The sequence below is a fragment of the Microbulbifer litoralis genome (genome assembly GCF_023634065.1).
Taxonomy (GTDB): domain Bacteria; phylum Pseudomonadota; class Gammaproteobacteria; order Pseudomonadales; family Cellvibrionaceae; genus Microbulbifer; species Microbulbifer litoralis.
The window spans coordinates 107,164-133,376 of sequence record NZ_JALKCV010000008.1 but is presented as its reverse complement, the minus strand read 5'-3'; the positions used below and the strand labels follow the sequence as shown (position 1 = coordinate 133,376).

The window sequence follows — 26,213 nt, the reverse complement described above, 5'->3', positions numbered from 1 at the left end:
GTCTTCATCCCTGAAAGACGTATTTTCACTCCCACTCAATAGTCGCCGGCGGCTTGCTGGAAACATCGTAAACCACCCGCGAGATATTCTCGATCTCGTTGATGATCCGGTTGGAGACCTTTTCGATCAGCTCGTACGGCAGATGCGCCCAGCGTGCGGTCATGAAGTCGATGGTTTCCACTGCGCGCAGGGCCACCACGTATTCGTAGCGGCGGCCGTCGCCGACCACACCCACGGATTTGACCGGCAGGAATACGGCGAAGGACTGGCTGGTCTTGTGGTACCAGTCGGCCTTGTGCAGTTCCTCGATAAAGATCGCGTCCGCCTCGCGCAGGATATCCGCATATTCCTTTTTCACTTCGCCGAGAATACGTACGCCCAGGCCCGGCCCCGGGAAGGGGTGGCGGTAGACCATGTCGTAGGGCAGGCCCAGCTCCAGGCCGATTTTGCGCACCTCGTCCTTGAACAGTTCGCGCAGCGGTTCCACCAGTTCCATTTTCATGTCTTCCGGCAGGCCGCCCACATTGTGATGGGACTTGATCACGTGTGCCTTGCCGGTCTTGGCGGCGGCGGACTCGATCACGTCCGGGTAGATGGTGCCCTGGGCCAGGTAGTTGACGTCCTTCAGCTTGGCCGCTTCCCGGTCGAAAATCTCGATAAAGGTATTGCCGATGATTTTGCGCTTGGTCTCCGGGTCGTCCTCGCCTTCCAGGCGCGACAGGAAATCGTCCTCGGCGTTGGAGCGGATCACCTTGACGCCCATGTTCTCGGCAAACATCTCCATGACCTGTTCGCCTTCGTTTTTGCGCAGCAGGCCGTTGTCCACGAACACACAGGTCAGTTGGTCGCCGATAGCCCTGTGCAGCAAAGCCGCCACCACCGAGCTGTCGACACCGCCGGACAGGCCCAGCAATACCTTGCCGCTACCCACCTGCTCGCGAACCTTGGCAACCGAGTCCTCGATAATGTTGGCCGGCGTCCAGAGTTTTTCGCAGCCGCACAGCTCCATGACAAAGTGCTCGTAGATGCGCATGCCCTGCAGCGTGTGCGTCACTTCCGGGTGGAACTGCACCCCGTAGAAATTCTTTTCCGCACAGTACATGCCGGCAATCGGGCAAGACCCGGTGGAGGCCATCAGTTCGAAGCCGCCCGGCATTTCGATCACTTTGTCGCCGTGGCTCATCCACACGTCCAGCAGCGCACTGCCATCGCCGTCCAGGTGGTCCTTGATATCGTGCAGCAGGGCGGAATCGCCCTCGACCTTAACGCGGGCGTAGCCGAACTCGCGGATGTCACTGCCCTGCACCTTGCCGCCCAACTGGTGGGCCATGGTCTGCATGCCGTAGCAGATGCCCAGCACCGGCACGCCCAGTTCGAACACCACTTCCGGTGCGCGTGGCGAGCCCTTCTCGGGCACCGATTCGGGACCGCCGGCGAGAATGACGCCCTGCGGGTTGTACTCGCGGATCTCCTCCTCGCTCATATCGAAGGCGCGGATCTCGGAGAAAACCCCCAGCTCACGCACACGGCGCGCGATCAACTGGGTGTACTGGGAACCGAAGTCGAGAATCAGGATACGGCTGGCGTGGATGTCTTGGCTCATGGCTTACTCGGTTGCTGTAAGGGAAATCCCGAAACACAAACGGACCCCACTGGGCCCGCTTGTTATTGGAAAAATTCATGTACTGCCCGGACTGCCACCGGGAGCGCCGGGCTCCAGCCCGGCCAAGCAGCCAAGGGCCGCTTTCAACTATTCAAAAACACGGGCCTGCGGCCCGTTGCCGAGCTGGAGCCCGGCGCTCCCGGATCAGCGCCCGTTGATCGGGTAGTTCGGCGCTTCCTTGGTGATGGTAACGTCGTGCACGTGGGACTCGCCCATACCGGCCGAGGTCACGCGGACAAACTGCGGCCGGGTGCGCATGGTTTCCATATCCAGGCTGCCGGTATAGCCCATGGCCGAGCGCAGACCGCCCATCATCTGGTGCACGATGGCGGAGATGGGGCCCTTGTAAGGCACGCGCCCCTCGATCCCCTCCGGCACCAGCTTCTCGGCGCCCTTGCTGGCGTCCTGGAAGTAGCGGTCGGAGGAGCCCTGGGTGCGGGACATGGCGCCCATGGAGCCCATGCCGCGATAGGACTTGTAGGTACGGCCCTGGAACAGTTCCACCTCGCCCGGCGCCTCCTCGGTACCGGCCAGCATGGAACCCATCATGACGGAATAGGCACCGGCGACGATCGCCTTGGAGATATCGCCGGAGAAGCGAATACCGCCGTCGGCGATCAGCGGCACATCGGTGCCCTGCAGTGCCTTCGCCACCTCGGCGATGGCGGTGATCTGCGGTACGCCGATACCGGTGACGATGCGGGTGGTACAGATGGAGCCCGGACCGATGCCGACCTTGACTGCATCCGCGCCGGCCTCGGCCAGCGCCTGTGCGGCCTCTGCGGTGGCGATATTGCCGCCGATCACATCCACCTGCGGGTGCATGTCCTTGATGCGGCGCACGCGCTCGATCACGTTGCGGGAGTGGCCGTGGGCGGTGTCCACCACCAGCACGTCCACGCCGGCTTCCACCAGCGCGGCGACGCGGTCGTCGGTATCCGGGCTGGTGCCCACGGAGGCGCCGACGCGCAGGCGGCCATCGCTGTCCTTACAGGAATTGGGATACTGTTCGGCCTTGTTGAAATCCTTGACGGTAATCAGGCCGCGCAGTTCGAACTCGTTGTTGACCACCAGCACCTTTTCTATGCGGTGCTTGTGCAGCAGTTCCTGCACCTTGTCCGGCGCGGCCCCCTCCTGCACGGTTACCAGGCGCTCACCCGGGGTCATGATGCTGGCGACGGTGGCATCCAGGTCGGTCTGGAAGCGCACGTCGCGGCTGGTGACGATGCCCACCAGGTTGCCCTTTTCCATCACCGGCACACCGGAGATGTTGTGGTGGGTGGTCAGGGCGATCAGTTCGCGCACCGTGGCGCTGGACTCGATGGTGATCGGGTCCTTGACCACGCCGGCCTCGAACTTCTTGACCGCGCGCACTGCCAGCGCCTGGTCCTCGATCGTCATGCTTTTGTGGATGATACCGATACCCCCTTCCTGCGCCAGGGCGATCGCCAGGCGCGATTCCGTCACGGTATCCATGGCGGCGGACACCAGCGGAATATTCAGGGTGATATTGCGGGACAGTTTGGTTTTCAGGGACACATCCTTGGCCGTTACCTCGGAGTAACCGGGCACAAGCAGGACGTCGTCAAAGGTGAGGGCTTCGCGCGCGATGCGCAGACTGGACTCAGACATGGACACTCAAACCTCGGCTTAAACCTAGAATTAGCGGGATTGGGTATCGGCGCGATTATAGCCACATCGCCGTCGCGACGAAAGCGGAAATTCATATTTCTCGCAATTCGGGCAGTCTCCTTCCCCCCGGCAGCCGGATATTGCAATATTGGCCCGCCAAATCCCCGCCCGCGAGGCCCGAATGCTACAGAGCGCGCCAAACAGTCAGAGCAACCGCAGTGTCCTCTCGGTCAGCGACCTGAACCGCGAGGTCAAACAGCTGCTCGAGAGCAGCATTCCCCTGCTCTGGGTCGGCGGTGAAATCTCCAATTTCGCCGCCCCCAGCTCCGGCCACTGGTATTTCACCCTCAAGGACGCCCGCGCCCAGGTGCGCTGCGCCATGTTCCGCGGCCGCAACCGCAGTGTGCGCTTCCGCCCCGGCAACGGTCGCGAGGTGTTGCTGCGCTGCCGCGTGAGCCTCTACGAGGGCCGCGGCGAGTACCAGCTGATTGTCGAACATATGGAGGAGGCGGGCCTCGGCGCGCTGATGCGCCAGTTGGAGGAGCTCAAGGCCAGGCTGCAGGCGGAGGGCCTGTTCGATCCCGCGCGCAAGAAGGCCATGCCGTTCCTGCCCGCCAATATCGGCATCGTGACCTCCCCCACCGGCGCCGCGGTGCGCGATATGATCCAGGTGCTGGGGCGGCGCTATCCGGCGGCCAGGATCGAACTCTGGCCGGTCCAGGTGCAGGGCCAGGGCGCCGCGCAGCAGATCGCCGCGGCCATCGACAGCGCCGGGCGCAGCGGCCGCCACGACCTGCTGATCGTCGGTCGCGGCGGCGGCTCGCTGGAGGACCTGTGGCCCTTCAACGAGGAGATGGTCGCCCGCGCCCTGGCCGCCTGCCCGGTGCCCACCATTTCCGCCGTGGGCCACGAGACGGATACCACCATCGCCGACCTGGCCGCGGACCTGCGCGCACCGACGCCCTCCGCGGCGGCGGAAATCGCCAGCGCCAACGCCGCCGAGCTGCTGCAGACCCTGGCGGCGCTGCGCCAGCGCCTAGCCCGCACCGCGCAGTTGCAGCTGCGCCACCTGCGCCAGCAGGTACAACTGACCGGCAACCGCCTGCGCCACCCGCGCGAACAGCTGCAGAATCGCGCCCAGCGCCTCGACCACCTGGAGCTGCGCCTGAAAGGCGCCGTGCAGCAGCTGCTGCACGGCCGCCGGCGCGACCTGCAGACAGCGCTGCGCGCCTTCGGCCACTGCCACCCGGAACGCGATATCGAAATCCGCCGCGCGCAGTTGCAACAGGCCGCCCGGCAGCTGGCCGGGGCCATCGAGGCACTGCTCCAGCGCCGCGGGGAAAGGCTCCGGCACACGGTACAGCTGCTGCACAACGTCAGCCCGCTGGCGGTCCTGCAGCGGGGCTACGCCATTGCACAGGACGAACAGGGGCAGGTGGTGAAAAGCTACCGGGAGCTGGAAGTGGGCCAGCCGCTGCGGGTGCGGCTCGCCGAGGGCAGCGTTTCCGCCAGCGTAACCAACGTTGGAAAGAGCACCGCCGAGTAGACGGGCGGCGACCGGACGCCACACTATAATCCCGGCGTAGGCGGCCATAGGAGCAGTCTATGCCGAACCAGCGCCGTACCGGTATTTCCCCACTGGTGTTGTTTATCGCCGTTGCGATTGCCGCTGCCCTGTTTGCGATACGGGGCTGCGACGACCGCCAGCGCATGCAAGACCAGGCCCGCATGCCGGTCACCACCGCCGGGCGCATTCCCAGCGAGGAAGACTATACCGGCTACATTGAAACCGGCGACCTGAAGGAAATCCGCAAGCGCGGCACTATCCGCTACGTGAACCTGGTGGGTCCGCGGGAGGACGCACTGCCGCGTGCGGCGGTGGTCACCAAGCGGCATTTCGATCTCGCCAACCGGCTCGCCAAACGCCTGAAGCTGGAACCCCAGTGGATCCAGGTGCACAGTATCACCCGGGCCATCGAGCTGATTCGCAGCGGGCGCGCCGATATCATGGCGGACAACTTCTCCGTCACCGAGGCCAGGCGCGAATTGATCGACTTCTCCACGCCGATCTTCCAGACCTACCAGATCCTGGTGACCGGGCCCTCCGGCCCCGATATCAGTGACCCCAACGAACTCCGCGATGTGGAATTCATCGTCCCCAGCGGCTCCACCCAGGTGGATACCGCCAGGCGGATGATCCGGGACAACCCCGACGCCAACCTCAGCGTCACCGAGGTGGACCTGTACGGCGATCTCGACCAGTTGATGGACGCGGTCAACGAAAAGCCCAACCGGGTGGCGATACTGCAGGAAAACATCGCCGGGGAAATGCGCCACTATCGCGACGACGTGGAGCTGGGCGCACGGGTATCCGACCTGGAGAATATTGCCTGGGGGATGCGCAAGGATGCCAGGCGCTTGCAGATCACGGTCAACAACTTCCTCACCCAGAACCTGGTCAAGGGAGAGACCGCGCGCATCGCCGACTGGAAGGCCATCAAGCGGTCCGGCCTGATACGCCTGCTCACCTACAACAGCCCCACGTCCTACTTTATCTGGAAAGGTGCCCTGATGGGCTTCGACTACGATCTCGCGCGGACCTTTGCCGCCAGGCACGGACTGGAACTGCAGGTGGTGGTGGTCCCGTTCGAGGAAGAGCTGATCGACTGGCTCAAGCAGGGCCGCGGAGACTTCGCCGGCTCCGGGCTGACCATCACCAAAGAGCGCATCGCGCGCGGTATCGCATTCACCACGCCCTACCTGGAAACACCGGAACAGATAATCAGCCACAGCGGCAAACCCAAGATCGAGACGATCCAGGACCTGGACGGTCGCACCCTGACCGTACGCGCCCACTCATCGTTTATCAAAACGGCGCAGGTGCTGCGGGACAGCGGTATCGACGTGCAGGTCGAAATTGCCAATCCGGAGATTTCCTATTCACAGATATTCAGCATGGTGGACGAAGGTGAGCTGGATGCGAGCATTGCCGACAGCAACGCGGCCAATGTGGAGGCAGCGCTGCGCACCGGCATCATCACCGGCACCCTGGTCAGCGATCCGCGCCCGCAGGGCTGGATGGTACTGCCCGAACACCGCGAACTCCTGAAACAACTGGACAAGTTCCTGAAGAAGTTCAAGAAGAGCCCGCTCTACGAGGAAACCTACAACCGATACTTCAAACCCAACAAACGTTTCCAGCAGAAAATCCGTGCGCGCATCATTCCCGGCCAGGACCTCTCCCCCTACGACGAGCTGGCCAAGTCCTCCTCCGAGGAATTCCGCTTCGACTGGCGCCTGGTCATCGCGCAGATGTGGCAGGAGAGCAATTTCAATCCCAAGGCGGTCTCCCCGGTGGGCGCCCAGGGCCTGATGCAACTGATGCCCGCCACCGCCGAAGACATGGGCTTCCCGCCACCGGTGTTCGAGCCCGACCGCAACATCATGGCCGGCGTTAAATACCTGAACTGGGTGCGCGGGCGCTTCGACCCGAGGCTGCCCGCCGCCACCCGCCTGTGGTTTACCCTCGCCTCCTACAACGCCGGCTACGGCCACCTGCTGGACGCGCAGCGGCTGGCAAAGGAACTGGGGCTGGACCCGGATATCTGGTTCGACAATGTCGAGACCGCGATGCTGAAGCTGTCGGAGCCCAGGTACTTCAAAAAGGCGCGCTACGGCTATGTGCGCGGCGCCGAACCGGTGGCGTACGTGCGCAAGATCAGCAACCTGTACAAGGCCTACGTGGATGTGGCCAGTGGTGAATCCACGGTGGACGTGCCACTGAGAAAGAACCACCCGGGGGATACTGCCGAAACTGAAGCCGGCAGCGGCGCCCCCTCCGCCAGGGAGCCGCCATAAGATTACGGAGCGGTATCGTCCGTGGCTACCATTTGCCGGGAGACGACGGATGGGGCCTTCTATGTGGTTTCGAACCTGCAATATCTGCCTGGTGATCGCGATTGTCCTGCTGGCCGCCTGTCACAGACAGGATTCGCCCAAAACGGAAACCGACACCGCCTCGCGCCCCAGCCTCCGCCAGCAGTTCCAGCTCGACAATTACATCGAAATCGGGGATCTGTCCGCGCTCAGGAAGCGCGGCATCATTCGTTTTGTCAGCCTGTCGGGACCGGAGGAAAATCACCTGCCGCGATCCGAGGTGGTTACCCAGAGCCATTTCGACCTGGCCAACCAATTCGCCAGAAGGCTGAAACTCGAGGCCAAGTGGGTGCAGGCAGACACCCCGAAGGAAGCCATCCAGATGCTGCTGGACGGCCACGCCGATGTACTGGCGGACAATTTCACCGACACCGAAAAACGGCGCGAGCTGTTCAGCTTTTCCATTCCGGTATTCCACACCCAGCAACACCTGGTAACCGGCAGCGACGGCCCGGATATCAGCGACCCGGACAAACTGGAGAATGTTGAAATCGTCGTGAACGCCAACACCACCCACGTGGACACCGCCAGGCAACTGATCGACGCACACCCGGACGCGGGCCTGACCCTGCGCGAGGTGCCACTGAACGATCGGCTGGACGACCTGCTGGACCTCGTCAATGAGCATCCCAATACCATCACGATTCTCGACAGCAATGTTGTAGAGGGGCTGCGCAGCTACCGGGACGATGTACATATTGGTGCCGCCGTCTCCGAGCAGGAAAACATCGCCTGGGGCGTTCGCAAGGAGTCCAGATACCTGCGGGCCAGGATCAATAACTTCCTGACCGGGAACCTGGTCCAGTTCCATAGCGAACGTTTCGCCGACTGGGACGAGATCAGGGAATCCGGTGTTATCCGCCTGCTGACCTACAACCATCCCACCTCCTACTTCCTGTGGAAAGGCCTGTTGATGGGGTTCGACTACGACCTGGCCCGCGCCTTTGCGGAAAAGCACGACCTGCAGTTACAGGTGGTGGTCGTGCCGCACGACCAGGAGCTGATTGACTGGCTCATGACGGGACGCGGCGATATTGCCGGCTCATCCACCACCATCACCCAGGCGCGAATCGACCGCGGCGTGGCTTTTACAACCCCCTACCTGGAAATGCGCGAACAGGTCGTCAGCAACAGCGACAGCCCCAAGATTGAAGACGTCCGCGACCTGGCGGGGCGCACGTTGACCCTGCGCGCCTACTCTTCCTTCATCAAAACCGCAGAGGCCATCCGCGACAGCGGCATCGACGTCGAAATCGAAGTGGCACCGGAGGAGATGTCCTACTCGCAGATTATCAATATGATCGCGGACGGCGAGCTGGATGCCACCATCGTCGACGCGCACGCGGCCAAGATCGAAAGCTCGCTGCGGGATTCACTGGTGCCCGGCCTCTACACCAGCGACCCGAGACCACAGGGCTGGATGGTTTTGCCACAGAATACCGAACTGAAAAAGAAGCTGGACAGGTTCCTGAAGAAATTCCGGGAAACCGAAGAGTACCAGCGCAAATACCAGGCCTACTTTGAGCCGAACAAGCGCTTCACACAAAAGGTGCGTGCCCGAATCATTCCCGGCAGGGATATTTCCCCCTTCGACCAGCTGGTGAGAAACTCTGCCCTGGAACACCAGTTCGACTGGCGACTGGTGGTGGCACAGATGTGGCAGGAGAGCAATTTCAATCCCGACGCGGTATCGCCGGTAGGGGCACAGGGGCTGCTGCAGGTAATGCCGGCAACCGCCGAAGAGATGGGGTATCCGCCACCACTGTTCGACCCGGAGCGGGGTATCAAGGCCGGGGTGAAATACCTGGACTGGGTGCGGGACCGCTTCGACCCGACACTGCCAACCGACAATAAGCTGTGGTTTACCCTCGCCTCCTACAACGCCGGCTACGGCCACCTGCTGGATGCGCAGCGGCTGGCGAAGGAGCTGGGGCTGGATCCCGATATCTGGTTCGACAATGTGGAAGTCGCCATGCTCAAGCTATCCGAGCCCCGCTATTTCAACAAGGCCCGCTACGGCTATGTGCGCGGTGCGGAGCCGGTGCAGTATGTGCGCAATATCAGCGAACTCTACAAGGCTTACTCCGAAGTGATATCGGGCGATATCGATCCCCCCATGCGTGAAGCGCGCAACGGGAGCGATAGAGCCCCGCCAGCGGGAGGCAGGACACCAGTGCTGCTGCCGATCCGGACGGCGCACTGATCATTCGTCATTGATTATTGGTCGTTGGTCAAAACGATCTTGCCAATATGGGTACTGGACTCCATCAGCCGGTGGGCATCCGCCACCTGCGCCAGTGGGAGTGTGGCCGCCATTTGCGGCCTTATCCGCCCTCCGGCGAGCAGCGGCCAGACTCTCGATTCCAGCGCGTCGGCAATGGCCGCTTTCACCGCGGCGAGCTGCGGCCTCAGGGTGGAGCCGGTCAGGGTCAGGCGCTTTACCATGACCGGCAGCATGTTCACCTGCACCCTGGCACCCTGCAGGAAAGCGATATTGACGATGCGGCCGTCGCGCGCGGCCAGCTGGATATTGCGATCCACATAGTCGCCGCCCACCATATCCAGGATCACGTCCGCGCCGTGGCCACCGGTTGCCTCCCGCACCACTCCGACAAAATCCTCGGTCTTGTAATTGATGGCCCTTTCCGCTCCCAGTTTTTCACAGGCTGCGCACTTCTCGTCCGAGCCTGCGGTGGCGAACACCCGCGAGCCCAGTGCGCGGGCAATCTGGATGGCCGCGGTGCCGATACCGGAGGAACCGCCGTGCACCAGCAGTATCTCGCCGGGCTGCAGCCCGGCGCGGTCGAAGACATTGCTCCAGACGGTAAAGAAGGTTTCCGGCAGGGCCGCGGCCTCCGTCAGTGACAACCCGTCCGGCACCGGCAGGCACTGGCTGGCCGGGACACAGGCGTATTCCGCGTAACCGCCGCCATTGGCCAGCGCGCAGACCCGGTCCCCGATCTGCCAGCGTCCGACGCCCTCGCCCAGTGCGACGATATCGCCCGCGACTTCCAGGCCCATGATCGGCGAGGCGCCCTCGGGCGGCGGGTAGAGGCCCATGCGCTGGACGATATCCGGCCGGTTGACACCGGCGGCCGCCACCCGGACCAGCACCTCGCCGGTCGCCGGCTCGGGCCTGTCCCCTTCTGCCAGCTGCATTACCTCCGGGCCACCGTGTTCCGGCAAATCGATATAGCGCATGGGTTTCTCCACTCAATCCTGGGGCCTCTGCCCGAAAACAACCGCGGCCAACCGCCGCTTCCTACTAATAAGCATGCATGACAACTCAAGTTTCGGGGGTTCAGTTCAGGGAGCCGGGACGGGGTACGCCCTTCTGGGACACGCAGTGAATACATCCCTGTACGCTTGTCCGCGAGGTCCCTCTCGCAGACAGTCCCAGAAGGGCGCACCCCGTCCCGGCTTGTGCCGTCTCCAACTCCGAAGCTTGAGATGGCAAGTACGCATGCATGCGCGCAAGCCTGTGCGACTCGCGCATTGTAGGAGCGGCGGTTGGCCGCCAACAAGCCCGGCAGCGGGATCAGATGTCGTAGTTGAGTTTCACCCCGATGACGCGCCCCCGGTTGAGCGGGGTAAAAGAGGAATTGGGGCCGAGATCCACACCCAGCGCGTCCGAAACCTGCAACCTGGTCGGCAACTGGGTGTCGTTGCCCTCGCTGACTTCATCCAGCATGTTCTGGCCGAACAGCGTCAGGCGATAATTGCCTTCCAATGGCGCAAAACCGATGCTGAAGTCGACCATATCCACCTCGCTCAACATACCGGCATTGTTGTCGGTGTAGGGCGATGCATCGCGGTGGTTGAAATTGACCCGCGAGGTCAGCGTGCCGGCCGAGCCCAGCGACAGGTCGTGGATCAGGCCGACGCCGTAGGTCCAGGGCGCGAGCCGCGGAATCTCCAGGCCCAGGTCAGTATCATCGACAACCCCGTCGCCGCTGATATCCAGCCACACATCGTCGTAGTCGCCGTCCACATAGCCCAGGTTCATGCTCAGCAGCAGGCTGTCGGACAACCCCGCCATCATTTCGAATTCGGCCCCGCGAATGGTGGCGTCGGCGGTATTGCGGATCAACTGTACAACCGCCGCGCCGCTGTCGGCCAGGTTCACCTCGCGCTGCATGTCTTCGATGCTGTTGTGGAATACGGCCAGGTTGGTCCGCAGCCGGCCGTCCAGCCATTCCGCCTTGGCGCCGACCTCGAAACTGCTCTGCTCCTCCTGGTCCGTGGGCCCGGGCAATTCCCCGGCCGCGGTATTGCGCATGTTGTAACCGCCGCTGCGGAAGCCCTTGGTCCAGACGGCGTAGGTCTGGGCGCTGTCGCTCAGGTTCCACTGCAGGCCGACCTTCGGTGTGAAGGCACTCCAGCTCTCCGTATCGTTGAACTCGTAGGCCGGGCAGCCATCCAGGGTGCAGCCGTTGCCCGGCACGATGGCGGCGATCTGCGCATCCTTGTCCTCTTTCGAATAGCGACCGCCGAGGGTCAGCACCCAGGATTCGTTGAGATCGATATCGGCCTGGCTGAAGACGCCCAGCGCCTCGTGCTCCTGCAGCCCGCCACCGGTCATGACAACCGGGAAAAGGGCGTTGTACGGCGGTGGCGCCAGGTCGGCCAGCGCGCCCAGTATTTCCCGCCGCTCCAGGTAGGTCAGGTCCTGGCTGAACCAGTAGACACCGGATGTGATCGATGTGGCACCGAAACGCCCCGAGTAACGGAGCTCATTGCTGACCTGGCTCTGGTCGATCACGCTGCCGGAGTGGAACAGCGGCAATGGCAGCGAATCGATATCCGCACGGCCGCGGCTCTCGAATTCCCGCCAGGCGAGAATGTTGGTAACGGTGCCGTTGCCGAAGGCCACATCCTGGTTGTACTCGGCCACCGCCTGGTTCCAGTCGCGCGCACCCCAGCCCTCCTCGTCGATGGCAATCTCGAAAGAGTCCCCGCTGTTGTCCCAGTCGGTCACACCGACGGAGGCGGCGATTGCCTGGGAGATGTCGCCGCGGTTCTGCCCCGGCACGCCATCCGAGTCCACCTCGCCGTGCTCGAAACGCATCAGTAGTTCGGCGGATTCGCCCAGGTCGACACTGAAACTCGGGCGCACGAACCAGGTGGTGGACGCGCCGTATTCATCGTTGCCGGTATACTTGTTTTCAAACCAGCCGGCATCGTCGTTGTAGTAGGCGGTCAGGCGGCCGTTGATGTTTTCACTGATCTGCCCGGACACGGCGCCGGCCAGGTTGGTTTCCCGGTTGTCGGTCGTGGACAGGCGCAGCTTGCTGGAAAATTCCTCCGTGGGTTTGGCCGTTTTTACCAGCACCGCGCCGCCGGTCACATTGCGACCGAACAGCAGCCCCTGGGGGCCGCGCAACACCTCGATGCCCTCCAGGTCGAACAGGTCGAGCACCACGCCGCCGTTAATGCCCAGGTACATGCCGTCGACAAACACGCCCACCGTCGGGTCGATGGACGGAATGGAACTGTTGACGCCGAGCCCGCGAATGGTGAAGTTGGCGGTGCTCTTGACCGTGCCCACATCGTCGAGCTGCACGTTGGGCATCTTGAAGGCCAGGCTCTGCAGGTCTTCCGTCTGCAGCGCCTCCAGCTGGGCGCCGGAATAGGCGGTAGCCGCGACCGGCACCTGCTGCAGTTTTTCCGCCTGGGCGCGCTTGCGCGCGGTCACTTCCACTTCCTCCATCACGGTTGCCACCGATCCCTCGGCGGCGTGCGCACTGCCCACGCCGCAGGCGAGTGACAGCGCCGCCAGCGAGCAGGTGGAAGCGAGCGTTATATTGGTTCTCGGGTTGAACGGACTTCCCATGACTTTCTCTCCATTGCGCTGAGTTATTTTTATAGGTTCAGCAACGGAAACACCGCGGTCGGTACTGCTATGGTTTCGTTTGTTTTTATTCTCGAAACCCCGACCAGTTACCGCGCTGTTCTGAATCCGCCCCGCGTCGCGGGGGATCCATTGAAGATTACCCGATCAAGGGGTCGTGTAAAGAAAAATAATCCCCGTTTATACACTTTCCAGTGGCGATCAGGTGAACCTCAATTCAATGACATTAAATACAGGTTAGTAGCACACCGGCGGCGATCGATTGCACCGGAAAACCCGACGTTCCTACCGATAATTCCTGTAGTAAAATTACCAAAAAAATTCTGCAATCAGCGGCGCTGCCCCCTGGCCCAATCGGCAAATGACAGTCCGCTCTCCGCGAGCTCCCTCAACAGTGGTGCCGGCTCCCAGCAGTCACCGCCGTACTCCGCCTGGAGATCGCAGATGGCGTTTTGCACCCTGTCCAGCCCCAGGCTGTCGGCGTGGTACATGGGACCACCGCGATGGGCGGGAAAGCCGTAGCCGTGAATATAGACAATGTCGATATCCCCGGGCCGTTGCGCGATTCCCTCCTGCAGTATTTTTGCCCCTTCATTGACCAGCGCCAGCAGCAGGCGCTCGCGAATTTGTCCCTCGGTAAAACCGCGACGCACCACATCGAGTTCGAGGGCCTTTTCCTCGATCAGGGAGGCGACCCCGGGGTCGGGTTTGCGTTCCCGGGTGTCCGCATCGTATGTGTAGAAACCGGCACCACTTTTCTGTCCCAGCCGGCCGCGTTCAACCAGCGCATCGGCAATACAGTAGCCGCGCGGATCGCCCTTTTGTTCCGCGTCCAGGGACTGGCGCGCGCGGTAACCGATATCCAGGCCCGCCAGGTCCCCGACCGCAATCGGCCCCATGGCCATGCCCCAGGATTCCATGGCGCCATCCACCTGCTGCGGCGAGGCGCCTTCAAGCAGGCAGCGCTGTGCCTGGCCGGCGTAGCGCTGCAGCATGCGGTTGCCGATAAAGCCGTAGCAGACACCGGACAACACCGGCACCTTGCCGATGCGCCTGGCCAGCTTCATCGCCGCGGCCAGCACATCGTCCGCGGTTTTCCTGCCGCGGACCACTTCCAGCAACTTCATGATGTGCGCTGGGCTGAAGAAGTGCAGGCCCACCACGTCGCCGGGTCGCGAGGTCACCGAGGCGATCGCATCCAGGTCCTGGTAGGAGGTATTGCTGGCGAGCATGGCACCGGGTCGGCAGGTGCGATCCAGGCGAGCAAACACTTCGCGCTTTACGTTCAGGTCTTCATACACGGCCTCGATGACCAGGTCCACCTGCGAAAGGTCGTCGTAGTCGGTGGTGCCGCGGATCAAACCCAGGCTGCGTTCCACCGCCTCCCCGCCCAGTTTGCCGCGCCGCACCGAAGTACCGTAGTTGCGTTCGATCGCGGCAGTGCCCCGGGCCAGCGCGTCCCGATTCATTTCCAGCAGCGTGACCGGCACACCGGCGTTGGCAAGGCTCATGGCGATGCCGCCGCCCATGGTGCCGGCACCGACAATCCCCACCGAGCGTACCGGCCGCGCCTCCACGCCTTCGAGTCCCTCCACCCTGGCGGCCTCGCGTTCGGCAAAAAAGACATGCCTCAGGGCGCGGGACTGTTCGGACTCCTTGCATCGCGCAAACAGGGTGCGCTCTTTTTCCAGCCCCTGCTGCAGTGGCAGCTTGGCCGCGGCCTGAATCGCATCGACGATCAGTTGCGGCGCCAGCTGCCCCCGTGCGCGTTTCTCGAGCCGGTGGCGAAACGACTCGAGAATCTTTGCGTCCACGGGCGCGACCGCCAGCTCGCCGACCCGTCGCGGGCCACACCCGCTTTTGAGGATCTCGCGCGCGTATGCCAATGCCTGCGGCAGTAATTCGCCGGCCCCGGTTTCAAACACCCGGTCGACCAGGCCGATTTTCTCCGCCTCGGAAACCGGCAGCGACCTGCCGCCGGAAATGATTTCCAGCGCCTTCTCCACCCCCACCAGTCTCGGCAGCCGCTGGGTGCCGCCGGCGCCGGGCAGTAGCCCCAACCTCACTTCCGGCAGCCCGACACTGGCATCCGCCAACGCACAGCGGTAGTGACAGGCCAGCGCCAACTCCAGGCCGCCGCCCAGGGCCGTACCGTGCAGCGCGGCAATCACCGGTTTACCGCACCGCTCTATCTGCTCGACCACTTCCGGCAGCAATGGCACCTGCGGCGGTTGGTCGAATTCACCGATATCGGCGCCGGCCACGAAGGTGCGGCCTGCGCAGATCAGCAGCAGCGCTTCGCTGTCGTCGTCCCGGGCTGTCGCGAAGGCCTGCTGGATTTCATTCCGCAACGCCGTGGACAACGCATTGACCGGTGGGTTGTCGATCCGGATAACGCCGATGCCATCGCGAATGTCATAATCAAGCAGAGACATACTTCTCCCTTTCCTATCCACTGTTCCTCTGTCACCCATTTGCCCGAGCCGATGCCAGCGGGATGGGCAGCCCATCAAAACACCCGCGGCAGACTCAGGCCCGCTCCAATACCATCGCAATCCCCTGCCCCGCGCCGATACACATGGACACCAGCGCGTAGCGCCCGCCGCAGCGTTCCAGTTGCCGCAGTGCCGTCAACACAATACGCGCGCCGCTGGCACCCAGCGGATGGCCGACGGCGATAGCGCCGCCATTGGGATTGACGCGTTCGTCGTCGAAATCGATTTCCAGCTGCCGCAGGCAACCCAGCACCTGTACCGCAAAGGCCTCGTTGATTTCGATCACGTCCATATCCCGCAGGGTTAAACCGGCGCGCCTCAGCACCTTGCGCGATGCCGGCACCGGCCCCAGGCCCATCAGCCGCGGCTCGACCCCCGCGACCGCGGAGGCGGCGATGCGCGCCCGGGGGGCGATACGGGCGGCTTCGCCGATCCCGCGCGAACCGACCACCAGTGCCGCGGCACCGTCGTTGATGCCGGATGCATTGCCGGCGGTCACCACGCCGCCGTCGAACAGTGGTTCCAGTTTTGCCAGTGTCGCCACGTCGGTATTCGGGCGCGGGTGCTCGTCGCACTTCACCAGCCGTCGCTCCTCTCCCCTGCGGCGGGCGGGCACGGCTACCGGCACAATCTCTTCGGTAAAAAAATCCCGCGCGCGGGCCGCTTCGTACCTGGCCTGGGAGGCGGCGGCAAAGCGGTCGCTCTCCCCGCGGCCGATATGCAACGCTGCAGCTATGTTGTCCGCGGTCTCGGGCATGGCGTGATTGCCAAAGTGTTCGGCAACCAGCGGATTGGTAAAGCGCGGACCGAGCGTGGTGTCGGCCAGCTGCTGGCCGCGATCGAAGGGAGCCCCGGCCCTGGAGAGCACCAGCGGCGCGCGGCTCATGGACTCGACACCACCGGCGATAAACAGCTGGCCCTCTCCCGCCCTGACGCAGCGCGCCGCGTCCGCCACCGCCGCCATGCCCGAGCCGCAGAGCCGGTTCACGGTGATACCGCCGGTTTCCAGCGGCAGGCCCGCGAGCAACCCGGCGAAGCGGGCCACATTGCGGCAGTCCTCGCCGGCCTGGTTGCTGCTGCCGGCTATCAGGTCCTCGCAGTGGCGCCAGTCGAACGGATTGCGCCCCACCAGTTCCGACACCACCCGCGCCAGCAGGTCGTCCGGGCGCACCGTTGCCAGGCAGCCGCCGTGGCGACCGAAGGCGGTGCGGCCGCCGTCGTAGATATACGCGCTCATCGCTCCCCCCTGTGGCATCGGCATCGGAAAAGGTCTGGCCAACGCTCGACGCGCGATCGTTTTTATCCGGGTTCAAGCCAAACCGTCGACCGCCTATTGATACACTCACTTCAAAAGTAATTCAAGTGTTCCGCACTGCAGAATTTAGTGTTAGCGTATCTGGCAATCTGATCGGACAGGGAGGCAGGAGCATGATCCGCGACCGGGAAACGCTGGCGCAGTTGCTGGACACCATCGCCCGCTTTGTGCGCGAGCGGCTGGTCCCGGCGGAATCCCAGGTCGCGGAGGCGGACGCCATCCCGGAGGCGCTGGTGGAGGAAATGAAAGCGCTGGGGCTGTTCGGGCTCACGATTCCCGAAGCCTACGGCGGCCTGGGCCTGACCATGGAAGAGGAGGCGCTGGTGGCAATGGAGCTGGGCCGCACCTCGCCGGCGTTCCGCTCGCTGGTCGGCACCAACAACGGAATCGGCTCCGCCGCCATCGTCTTCGACGGAACCGGGGCACAGAGGCGCCGCTACCTGCCCCGCTACGCCAGCGGCGAACTGATCGGCGCCTTCTGCCTCACCGAGCCCGACGTGGGCTCCGATGCGGCATCGGTACGGACCGCGGCGGTGCGCGACGGCGATTACTACCACATCAACGGCTGCAAGCGCTTTATCACCAATGCGCCGCGCGCCGGCACTTTTACCGTGATGGCCCGCACCGATCCCTCGATCAAGGGCGCGCGCGGCGTATCGGCGTTTATCGTCGATGCGGATACCGCGGGCATCAGCCTGGGACCGAAAGATAAAAAAATGGGCCAGGCCGGCGCCCACACCTGCGATGTGATTTTCGAGGATGCGCGGGTGCCGGCGGAAAACCTGATCGGCGGCCGCGAGGGCGAGGGCTTTGTCACCTCGATGAAGGTGCTGGATCGCGGGCGGCTGCATATCGCCGCCCTCTGTGTTGGCACCGCCGAGCGGCTGCTCGACGACGCCCTGCACTACGCCGCCGAGCGCCGCCAGTTCGGCAAACCCATCGGCGAACACCAGATGATCCAGGCCATGCTGGCGGACTCGCGCACCGAGGCCTATGCGGCGCGGAGCATGGTGCTGGATGCGGCGCGCCAGCGGGACGGGGGCCAACCGACCAACACCCTGGCTTCCTGCTGCAAACTGTTCGCCACGGAAATGGTCGGGCGCGTCGCCGATCGCGCGGTGCAGATTCACGGCGGTGCCGGTTATATCGCCGACTACGGCGTGGAGCGTTTCTATCGCGACGTGCGCCTGTTCCGCCTCTACGAGGGCACATCGGAAATCCAGCGCATGCTGATCGCGAGAAACATGCTGCGCGAAATCAGTTGAGGGGAGGAAAAATGGACACGCGTTTCAGTCAAGAGGAACTGGTCTTCCGCGACCGGGTGCGAGCATTCCTGCAGGCAAAATTGCCGGAGGATATCCGGCGCCGGACACTCCGCGGCCTACACCTGGAAAAGAATGACTATGTACGCTGGCAAAAAATTCTCTACCAGCAGGGCTGGGCCGCCCCCAACTGGCCGGAACAATACGGTGGCACCGGCTGGAGTGCGACCTGCAAAGCCATCTGGGCCGACGAGTGCGCCCGCGCCGGCGCACCGGAAGTCATCCCCTTCGGTATGAAAATGGTGGCACCGGTGATCTACAGCTACGGCACCGAGGAACAGAAACAGCGCTTTCTGCCGGATATTCTCGCCAGCAATGCCTGGTGGTGCCAGGGCTATTCCGAACCCAACGCCGGCTCGGACCTGGCCTCGCTGAAAACCACGGCTGCGCGCGACGGCGACCACTATATCGTCAACGGCACCAAGACCTGGACCACCCTGGCCCAGTTCGCCGACTGGGTTTTCTGCCTGGTGCGCACGGGCGGGCCGGAAGTGAAAGACCAGCAGGCGATCAGTTTCCTGCTGATCGACATGCACTCCCCCGGCATCACCGTATCGCCCATCCGCACGCTGGATGGCTATCCGGAAGTCAATGAAGTGCATTTCGATAACGTGCGCGTACCGGTGGAGAACCGCATCGGCGAAGAGGGGCGCGGCTGGACCTACGCCAAGGTGCTGCTCACCCACGAGCGCACCGGCATCGCGCGGGTGCCGCAGACCCGGCGGCGCCTGGAAGACGCCCGCGCGCGCGCCGCCGAAACCGGCGACGGCGGCGCCAGCCTGCTGGAAAACCCGGTATTCGCACAGAAACTGGCGGAACTGGAAATCGAACTGATCGCACTCGAGTACACGGAGCTTCGCACCCTGGCCGCGGTCAACACCGGCCAGGCGCCGGGGCCGGAGTCGTCGATCCTGAAAATCAAGGGCACCGAAGTGGCGCAGCAGGTGGACGAGCTACAGGTGGAGATCGCCGGCTACCACGGCATGCCCTTCGTGCCGGAACAGTTCCGTGAGGATTTCGGGGGGACACCGGTCGGGCCCGACACTGCCGCCACCAGCTGGCTGCGCTATTTCAACAACCGCAAGGCATCCATCTACGGCGGCAGCAACGAAATCCAGAAGAACATCATCTGCAAGGCCGTACTCGGGCTGGGAGGTTAAGGCTGTGGACTTCAATTACAGTGAAGAGCAACAGATGCTGGCGGACAGCGTGCGCCGCTTCGTGCAACAGGACTACGATTTTGACAGCCGCCGGAAAATCGTCGAAAGCGAAGACTGCTTCAGTTCGCAACACTGGCAGACCTTCGCCGAACTGGGTTGGCTGATGGTGCCATTTACCGAGGCGGACGGCGGCCTCGGCGGCACCGCGGTGGACCTGTTGCCGGTGATGGAGGAATTCGGCAGGGGCATGGTAGTGGAGCCCTTCCTGCCCTGTGCGGTGCTGGCCGGAGGCCTGCTGGCCGAGTGCGGCAGCGAGGCGCAGAAGGCGGAACTGTTGCCGGCGTTGATCGACGGCAAACTGCAACTCGCTTTCGCCTTCACCGAACCCCTGGGCCGCTTCAACCTGGCGGATATCGACTGCCGCGCCCACCGCGACGGCGACCACTATCAACTGGACGGCCACAAATCGGTGGTGCTGAACGGCGGCGCCGCCGAACAGCTGATCGTCGCCGCCCGCACCAATGGCGATCGCTGCGACCGGGACGGCATCAGCCTGTTCCTGGTGGACGCCGGGGCTGTCTCGCGGCACAGCTATAAAAACGTCGACGGTCACGGTGCCGCGGATATCCGGCTCGACAATGTGCACGTGCCCGCCGCCGCAAGGCTGGGCGAGGAGGGCGCGGCCCTGGCGGCAATCGAGAAATGCATCGACCGCGCCACCCTGGCGGTGTGTGCCGAAGCGGTGGGGGCCATGGACAGCGCGCTGGAAAAGACCCTCGAATACGCCCGCACCCGCAAACAGTTCGGCCGCCCCATCGGCAGCTTCCAGGCCCTGCAACACCGCATGGCCGACATGTTCATCGAGTGCGAGCAGGCGCGCTCCATCCTGCTGATGGCGGCCACGCAACTGGATGCCAACGGCGGCGTGGCGCCGCGGGCGGTGTCCGCGGCCAAGAGCCGCATCGGCCGCGCGGCCCGGCACCTGGGACAGGAGGCCGTGCAACTGCACGGCGGTATCGGCGTGACCGACGAACTGGACGTGGCGCACCTGTTCAAGCGGCTGACCGCGGTCCAGTATCTTTTCGGCAGCACGGATTTTCATACCGCGCGCTTTGCGCGGTGTCAGTAGCGGATCAGTGTCGCTTCGATATTGCGCACCATATTTTTCAGCCGTGGCGCCACTTCGCGCTCCAGGAATTCTGGCTCCAGCCGGTAGGCCGGGCCACCGGCATTGAAGGCGAACACCTGCCCCTCGCCCAGCCGCAGGGGCACGGCCACGCCGTTCAGGTCGCGGTCCCACTCGCCAAAAGAGGTACAGAAACCGCGCTCGCCGAAACTCTCCACCGCGGCATCGATACCGGCCCTGACTTCCGGCCATTTGTCGCCGGCCTTGCGCTCGATATAACTTTCGAAATAGCGGCGCTCGTCCTCCGGCAACACGGCCAGGTAGGCGCGGCCCATGGCACTGGTGGACAGCGGTACCCGGTTGCCGATTTCGTGGCGGAACGTGGTGACCTTTTCCGGCGCACAGTACTCCACATAGATCATTTCCAGTCGATCGCGATCGGCGAGGCCCACGGAAGTACCGGAGCTGTTTGCCAGTTCCTGCATCATCGGCCTGGCGACCTGGCGGATGGCGAGGTTGGAGACGAAGGCATAACCCAGTGCCAGCACACCGCTGCCAAGCTGGTACTTTTCCAGGCGTTCGGAATAGCTCAGGTAGCCGAGCTTGGTCAGGGTATAGGTCAGGCGGGAGACGCTGGATTTGGGCACGCCGGTACGCCGGGCGATCTCCTGGTTGCCGAGAAAGCCGTCCCCCGGCTGGAAGGCCCTCAGCACATCCAGGCCGCGCGCCAGCGCCTCGATAAACTTGCGGTCGGTGGCCTCGCCCTTTTCCCGCGGCAACCCCGTGATTGAATTCATACTGTGCCTTTTTGCATCCAGGGGCACATTATACATATTCGATTTGGGTTTTCGGGACTCCCTGCAAAGGGCCGCCCCGGAACGCGATTACCCGCAGGTATTGCGGGATCGGGGCAACTCGGTCAGTGCCGATTCACGGCGACAGCCGGCTGGTCACCCACTGCCCGTCACCGCCGCGCCGGTAGATAAACCGGTCGTGCAGGCGCCGGGAGCCGCCCTGCCAGAACTCCACTTCCTGCGGCACCACGCGGTAGCCGCCCCAGAAGTCCGGCAACGGAATCTCGCCGTCGCCGAAGCGTGCCTTTACATCCTCGAACTGCCGATCCAGCTGCTCGCGGGAATCGATCACCTGGCTCTGCTGCGACGCCCAGGCGGCCAGCTGGCTGTCCCGTGGCCGCTTGTGGAAATAGGCCAGCGCCTCCTCGCGCGACAGCGCACCCGCGCGGCCGTAGACAATCACCTGCCGCTCCAGGGACTGCCACGGGAACAGCAGGCAGACCTGCGCGTTGCCGGCGATATCCCGCGCCTTGTGGCTGTGCAGGTTGGTATAAAACACAAAACCCTGCTCGTCGAAACCTTTCAGCAACACGATACGTTGGGACGGCTGGCCGTTGGCGTCCACGGTCGCCAGGCTCATGGCACTCGGGTCCGACAACCCGGATTCCACCGCCTCCGACAGCCACTGGCTGAACTGCTCCACCGGGGTCCCCTTCAGGTCCTCCCGCGACAGGCCGCCGCGCAGATACTCCCGGCGCCATTGATCGATTTCCATTACCCGCTTACTCCTTCACTTCCAGACTGCAAGTCTACCCGGCGTCTGCGATTTTCCCAATCCGCACAATTTTCCGCTTTCCCTCCCTGTTCCATGCTCAATTATCCGGTGAATTCCGCGCCCAAAGTGCAGAATCCACAGTCGCTTGCGCCACAATTGCGCTGTCGCTAGGCTCTGCGCACTTTCCAACTCGAGTTCCGGCGTTCGACGAAGGCACAGAGCCGGGTGTGGTGGCCCTTTGCGGGACCGTATGAGACAGGGATGTCGATTACGAGCGTACAGGGATGTATTCACAGTGTGTCCCGCAAAGGGCCACCACACCCGGCGTGCCGATCAGCTCCCAGAAACTTCGAGGCCAACTGCAAGGAACAAGAATCACCATGTCTTCAGCGCCCACATGTGCCCAGGTGTTAATGCGCCTGTTGCGCGAATACCAGGTAGAGAAAGTTTTCGGCATTCCCGGTGTGCACACCATCGAACTGTACCGCGGCCTGCCCGGCAGCGGCCTGCAACATATCACGCCGCGCCACGAACAGGGTGCCGCCTTCATGGCGGACGGCTACGCCCGCGCCAGCGGCAGGCCCGGCGTCTGCTTCCTGATCACCGGGCCCGGTGTCACCAACGCCGCCACCGCCATGGCCCAGGCCTACTCCGATTCTGTGCCCATGCTGGTGATCAGCGCCGTCAACCGCCGCGAGGACCTGGGTATGGGGCAAGGCCGGCTTCACGAGCTGCCGCGCCAGCAGGATGCCAGCCGCGGTTTCTGTATCTGGCAACACAGCGTCACCGACGCCGCGCAGCTGCCGGAAGTACTGGCCCGCGCCTTCCAGCTGCTGACATCCGGGCGCCCGGGGCCGGTGCACATCGAAATCCCCATCGACCTGTTCCCGGCGCCCATGCCCGGCCAGCTCGACGACTACCGCGCCTGCCCACGCACCCGGCCGCCCGCCGCCAGCGGCGCGGCCATCGCCACCGCCGCCGAATGGCTCCGCGGCGCAGAGCGCCCGGTGATCCTGCTCGGCGGCGGCGCCCAGGCGGCCGGCGCCAGCGCCACCCGGATCGCGGAGAAAAGTGCCGCGCCGGTATTCCTGTCACTGGCCGCCAAGGGCATCGTCGACGAGCGTCACCCCCTCTGCGGCGGCGCCAACCTGAGCTTCGACTGCGTGCGCGAGCGGGTGGAAAACGCCGATGTGGTGCTGGCAGTGGGCACCGAACTGGCGGAGACCGACCGCAACCTGGTGCGGCCCGACTACGCCTTCAAGGGCAAGGTGATCCGCGTGGATATAGACCCGGCGCAACTGGTCTGCAACGCCCGACCCGACCTACCCATCTGCGCCGACGCCGCGGAGACACTGCGGCAACTGGACGACGCCCTGCCCGCCGGCAGCGCTTCCCGGCAACAGGAGAGCGCCGACGAAGTGGCGCAGTTGCTCGCCGGCAGCCGCCGGGAATGGTGGCCGGGCTCCGAAGAGCGCTACCCCTGGGTCCAGGCACTGCGCGCGGCACTGCCGGAGGACGGCGTGCTGGTGACCGACTCCACCCAGTTGGCCTATAACACCAACTGCGCCCTGCCCTGCTACAGTCCGCGCAGCCACCTGACCTGTACCACCGGCTACGGCACCCTGGGCTTTGCCCTGCCCGCCGCCATCGGCGCGCGGCTGTCCGGCGATCGCGATGTACTGGCGCTGATCGGCGACGGCGGCCTGATGTTCACACTGGGCGAGCTGGCAGCGGCGGTGGAACAACAGCTGCCGCTGCCGATCCTGGTGTGGAACAACAGCGGCTACGGCGAGATCCGCGACTTCATGGATGAAGCCCGGGTGGAACAGGAGGGCGTCAACCTCAGCACCCCCGATTTTGTCGCCCTGGCCAGGTCCTTCGGTGCCGAGGGCTGCCGCATCGACAGGCCGGAACAACTGGGGCAGGCTGTTGCCGAAGCGCTGCGGAGAAAGACGCCGACCCTGATCGAGATTGCCGCGCCAGGTCGCTAAGAGTTCATTGATTCGTCATACCGGCGAAGGCCGGTATTCAGTTCCGAGGCACCTGGATTCCGGCCTTCGCCGGAATGACGACAACGGCGGGGGACCCACTGCCCCTGCGTTACTAAAACCTGGAGTAACTCCATGACAGATTTCAACAGACTGCACACCGACAAACTCTATATCAACGGCGAGTGGCGGGACTCCCAGCGGGGCGACATGCACCCGGTGGTCAACCCGGCCACCGAGGAAGTCATCTGCCAGGTTGTGCAGGCTTCCACCGAGGATGTGGACGTGGCCGTCTCCGCCGCCCGCGCCGCTTTCGGCAGTTGGGGAAAAACCAGCGCCGGGGAGCGCAGCGCGTTCATCAACGCCATCGCCGACGGCATGGAGAAGCGCCGCGAGGACCTGATCCAGGCGGTATCGTCGGCGCTCGGCTGCCCCGCCCACATCACCAAGTGGCTGCACGTGGACGGCCCCATCTACGCCATGCGCTATTACGCCGAGCGCGCCGCGCTGATGGAGAAAACCGAAAAGGCCGCCCACTCGCTGATCATCCGCGAGCCGATCGGCGTCTGCGGCTTTATCACCCCCTGGAACTACCCGCTGCACCAGTTCGTCGGCAAGGTGGCGCCGGCACTGGCCGCCGGCTGCACCATGATTTCCAAGCCGTCCGAGACCACGCCGCTGCAGGATTACGTGATGGCGGAAATCATCGACGAGGCCGGCCTGCCGCCGGGCGTCTTCAACCTGGTGCCGGGCGCCGGACCGGTTGTGGGCGCGGCGCTGGCCGCGCACCCGCTGGTGGACATGGTGTCCTTTACCGGTTCCACCCGCGCCGGCGTGGAAGTGGCCAGGGCCGCCGCGCCCACGGTCAAGCGCGTGACCCAGGAACTGGGCGGCAAGTCGCCACTGATCATCACCCCGGACGCGGACCTGGAGAAGGCCGTGCGCTGGGGCTGCGAGGACGTGTTCATCAACAGCGGCCAGACCTGTACAGCGCTGGCGCGCATGCTGGTACCGGCGGACAAGTACGAGCAGGCGGTGGAGATCGCGCGACAGTTTGCCGAGGAAGTGGTCCTGGGCACCGGCTCCGATGCACTGATGGGCCCGCTGTCGTCCGCGCGCCAGCGGGATATCGTGCGCGGCTATATCGACAAGGGCGTGGCCGAGGGGGCGCGCCTGGTGGCCGGCGGTGCGGAGGTACCGGAGGGCCATGACAAGGGCTACTACGTCAAGCCGACGGTCTTCGCCGACGTCAGCAACGATATGACCATCGCCCGCGAAGAGATCTTCGGCCCCGTGACCTGCCTGATCCCATACAAGGATATGGACGAGGCCATCGCCATTGCCAACGACACCGAATACGGCCTCGCCAGCGGCGTCTGGGCCAGGGATGTGGACAGCGCCCTGCCGGTGGTGCGCCGCATCGAGGCCGGCCTGTGCTTCGTCAACGGCGGCGAGTTCAATTACGACGCCCCCTTCGGCGGCTACAAGCGCTCCGGCAACGGCCGCGAGTTCGGCGACGCCGGACTGGACGAGTTTATCGAACTGAAATCCGTGCAGCTGCCGGCATAAAATCCTGCGCCACCGCCGCCGGGCGGTGGCGCCGTCTGCCGCGCGGCACCCGCTTGACCCGCCATTCCGGCCCCGCTATCTTTGCCCCCACATCCAGAGAGTGGCTGACGCCAACGCCAACCTGCCGACCGGGGCAAGGTGGTTTGCTCTCTACCGCGCTGATCAGCGCCGTAGAAGCGATGGGGCTCCAACCGAGCAATCCAACCGGATACGCGAATCGCCATTCGCCTCTTCCACGTCAGCCCTCCATGCATTGCCTTTGGAGGGACCATGTCCGAATCATCACTTTCCAGTTCAGACGTTATCGAGATCGAGATTGCCAACCAGCGCTGCAAGACCGCCGTACGTGCCGTGCGACGGGCCGACCGGCAATTGCTGTGGCAACTACTGTTCCAAAGTGCGGAGGAGGCTTTAGAATTCGCCACCAGTTGCCGAGCCAGCGATCAGCCCATAACGGCCCACAAGGCCTGCGAACTGGCGGGATAAAATTGATGGGCACGTCGCTTCGCTCCTTTGCCCATCCTACAATGATACACACCGTAGGATGGGCAAAGCGGAGCGTGCCCATCAGTGCCACAAGCACAAAT

Annotated in this window: 17 protein-coding genes and 1 riboswitch; of the genes, 9 read left to right on the top strand and 8 right to left on the bottom strand. The window is 64.0% G+C overall.

The window, feature by feature from the left end; translation table 11 throughout:
• Nucleotides 1–25 precede the first annotated feature (25 nt).
• Entirely contained in the window at nucleotides 26–1,603 is a 1,578-nt protein-coding gene (gene guaA, locus MWN76_RS13395; RefSeq protein ID WP_250461942.1) for a glutamine-hydrolyzing GMP synthase, read from the bottom strand.
• A 204-nt stretch (nucleotides 1,604–1,807) separates the two neighbouring features.
• On the bottom strand, nucleotides 1,808–3,295 hold the full coding sequence (guaB, locus tag MWN76_RS13390; RefSeq protein ID WP_250461941.1) for an IMP dehydrogenase: 1,488 nt from the start codon (nucleotides 3,293–3,295) through the stop codon (nucleotides 1,808–1,810).
• A gap of 181 nt (nucleotides 3,296–3,476) precedes the next feature.
• Here guaB and xseA point away from each other — a divergent pair, with 181 nt between their 5' ends.
• From xseA to MWN76_RS13375, 3 genes are all read left to right on the top strand, one after another.
• Nucleotides 3,477–4,841 (top strand): exodeoxyribonuclease VII large subunit, encoded by a 1,365-nt coding sequence (gene xseA / locus MWN76_RS13385; protein WP_250461940.1) that lies wholly within the window; start codon nucleotides 3,477–3,479, stop codon nucleotides 4,839–4,841.
• A 59-nt stretch (nucleotides 4,842–4,900) separates the two neighbouring features.
• Nucleotides 4,901–7,153 (top strand): MltF family protein, encoded by a 2,253-nt coding sequence (locus MWN76_RS13380; protein WP_250461939.1) that lies wholly within the window; start codon nucleotides 4,901–4,903, stop codon nucleotides 7,151–7,153.
• 61 nt (nucleotides 7,154–7,214) lie between these two features.
• Complete coding sequence (locus tag MWN76_RS13375) at nucleotides 7,215–9,434, top strand: transporter substrate-binding domain-containing protein (protein ID WP_250461938.1); 2,220 nt, start codon at nucleotides 7,215–7,217, stop codon at nucleotides 9,432–9,434.
• A 14-nt stretch (nucleotides 9,435–9,448) separates the two neighbouring features.
• Here the strand turns inward: MWN76_RS13375 and MWN76_RS13370 are convergent, their stop codons facing one another.
• The 4 genes from MWN76_RS13370 to MWN76_RS13355 all read right to left on the bottom strand — a co-directional run bounded on the left by MWN76_RS13370 (nucleotide 9,449) and on the right by MWN76_RS13355 (nucleotide 16,814).
• On the bottom strand, nucleotides 9,449–10,432 hold the full coding sequence (locus tag MWN76_RS13370) for an NAD(P)H-quinone oxidoreductase (RefSeq protein ID WP_250461937.1): 984 nt from the start codon (nucleotides 10,430–10,432) through the stop codon (nucleotides 9,449–9,451).
• 337 nt (nucleotides 10,433–10,769) lie between these two features.
• Nucleotides 10,770–13,064, bottom strand: coding sequence for a TonB-dependent receptor (locus MWN76_RS13365; RefSeq protein WP_250461936.1), 2,295 nt, complete (start codon nucleotides 13,062–13,064; stop codon nucleotides 10,770–10,772).
• Nucleotides 13,065–13,411: 347 nt separating this feature from the next.
• Entirely contained in the window at nucleotides 13,412–15,517 is a 2,106-nt protein-coding gene (locus MWN76_RS13360; protein WP_250461935.1) for a 3-hydroxyacyl-CoA dehydrogenase NAD-binding domain-containing protein, read from the bottom strand.
• Between the two features lie 94 nt (nucleotides 15,518–15,611).
• On the bottom strand, nucleotides 15,612–16,814 hold the full coding sequence (locus MWN76_RS13355; protein WP_250461934.1) for an acetyl-CoA C-acyltransferase: 1,203 nt from the start codon (nucleotides 16,812–16,814) through the stop codon (nucleotides 15,612–15,614).
• Nucleotides 16,815–17,005: 191 nt separating this feature from the next.
• On the opposite strand from MWN76_RS13355, the gene MWN76_RS13350 reads away from it, so the two are divergent.
• Genes MWN76_RS13350 through MWN76_RS13340 form a run of 3 tightly spaced genes read left to right on the top strand, consistent with a single transcriptional unit; the run spans nucleotide 17,006 to nucleotide 20,503 of the window.
• A complete protein-coding gene (locus MWN76_RS13350) occupies nucleotides 17,006–18,157 on the top strand; it encodes an acyl-CoA dehydrogenase family protein (protein ID WP_250461933.1) in 1,152 nt (383 codons plus the stop codon).
• Between the two features lie 11 nt (nucleotides 18,158–18,168).
• Nucleotides 18,169–19,374, top strand: a complete 1,206-nt coding sequence (locus MWN76_RS13345) for an acyl-CoA dehydrogenase family protein (RefSeq protein ID WP_250461932.1) — start codon at nucleotides 18,169–18,171, stop codon at nucleotides 19,372–19,374.
• Nucleotides 19,375–19,378: 4 nt separating this feature from the next.
• Complete coding sequence (locus tag MWN76_RS13340) at nucleotides 19,379–20,503, top strand: acyl-CoA dehydrogenase family protein (protein ID WP_250461931.1); 1,125 nt, start codon at nucleotides 19,379–19,381, stop codon at nucleotides 20,501–20,503.
• Here the strand turns inward: MWN76_RS13340 and MWN76_RS13335 are convergent.
• Both MWN76_RS13335 and pdxH read right to left on the bottom strand, forming a co-directional pair.
• Entirely contained in the window at nucleotides 20,497–21,297 is an 801-nt protein-coding gene (locus MWN76_RS13335; protein ID WP_250461930.1) for an IclR family transcriptional regulator, read from the bottom strand. The two genes, MWN76_RS13340 and MWN76_RS13335, sit on opposite strands and share 7 nt — an antisense overlap.
• Nucleotides 21,298–21,430: 133 nt before the next feature.
• Nucleotides 21,431–22,069, bottom strand: a complete 639-nt coding sequence (gene pdxH / locus MWN76_RS13330; protein ID WP_250461929.1) for a pyridoxamine 5'-phosphate oxidase — start codon at nucleotides 22,067–22,069, stop codon at nucleotides 21,431–21,433.
• A 380-nt stretch (nucleotides 22,070–22,449) separates the two neighbouring features.
• Here pdxH and MWN76_RS13325 point away from each other — a divergent pair, with 380 nt between their 5' ends.
• The 3 genes from MWN76_RS13325 (at nucleotide 22,450) to MWN76_RS13315 (ending at nucleotide 26,112) form a co-directional block, all read left to right on the top strand.
• Nucleotides 22,450–24,060, top strand: coding sequence for a 5-guanidino-2-oxopentanoate decarboxylase (locus tag MWN76_RS13325; protein WP_250461928.1), 1,611 nt, complete (start codon nucleotides 22,450–22,452; stop codon nucleotides 24,058–24,060).
• A gap of 132 nt (nucleotides 24,061–24,192) precedes the next feature.
• The gene (locus MWN76_RS13320; protein ID WP_250461927.1) at nucleotides 24,193–25,626 is read left to right on the top strand and encodes an aldehyde dehydrogenase family protein; all 1,434 of its coding nucleotides are present in this window, start codon (nucleotides 24,193–24,195) and stop codon (nucleotides 25,624–25,626) included.
• A gap of 84 nt (nucleotides 25,627–25,710) precedes the next feature.
• Nucleotides 25,711–25,839, top strand: a riboswitch (SAM-I-IV-variant riboswitch).
• Between the two features lie 57 nt (nucleotides 25,840–25,896).
• Nucleotides 25,897–26,112, top strand: coding sequence for a hypothetical protein (locus tag MWN76_RS13315; RefSeq protein WP_250461926.1), 216 nt, complete (start codon nucleotides 25,897–25,899; stop codon nucleotides 26,110–26,112).
• Nucleotides 26,113–26,213: the final 101 nt, after the last annotated feature.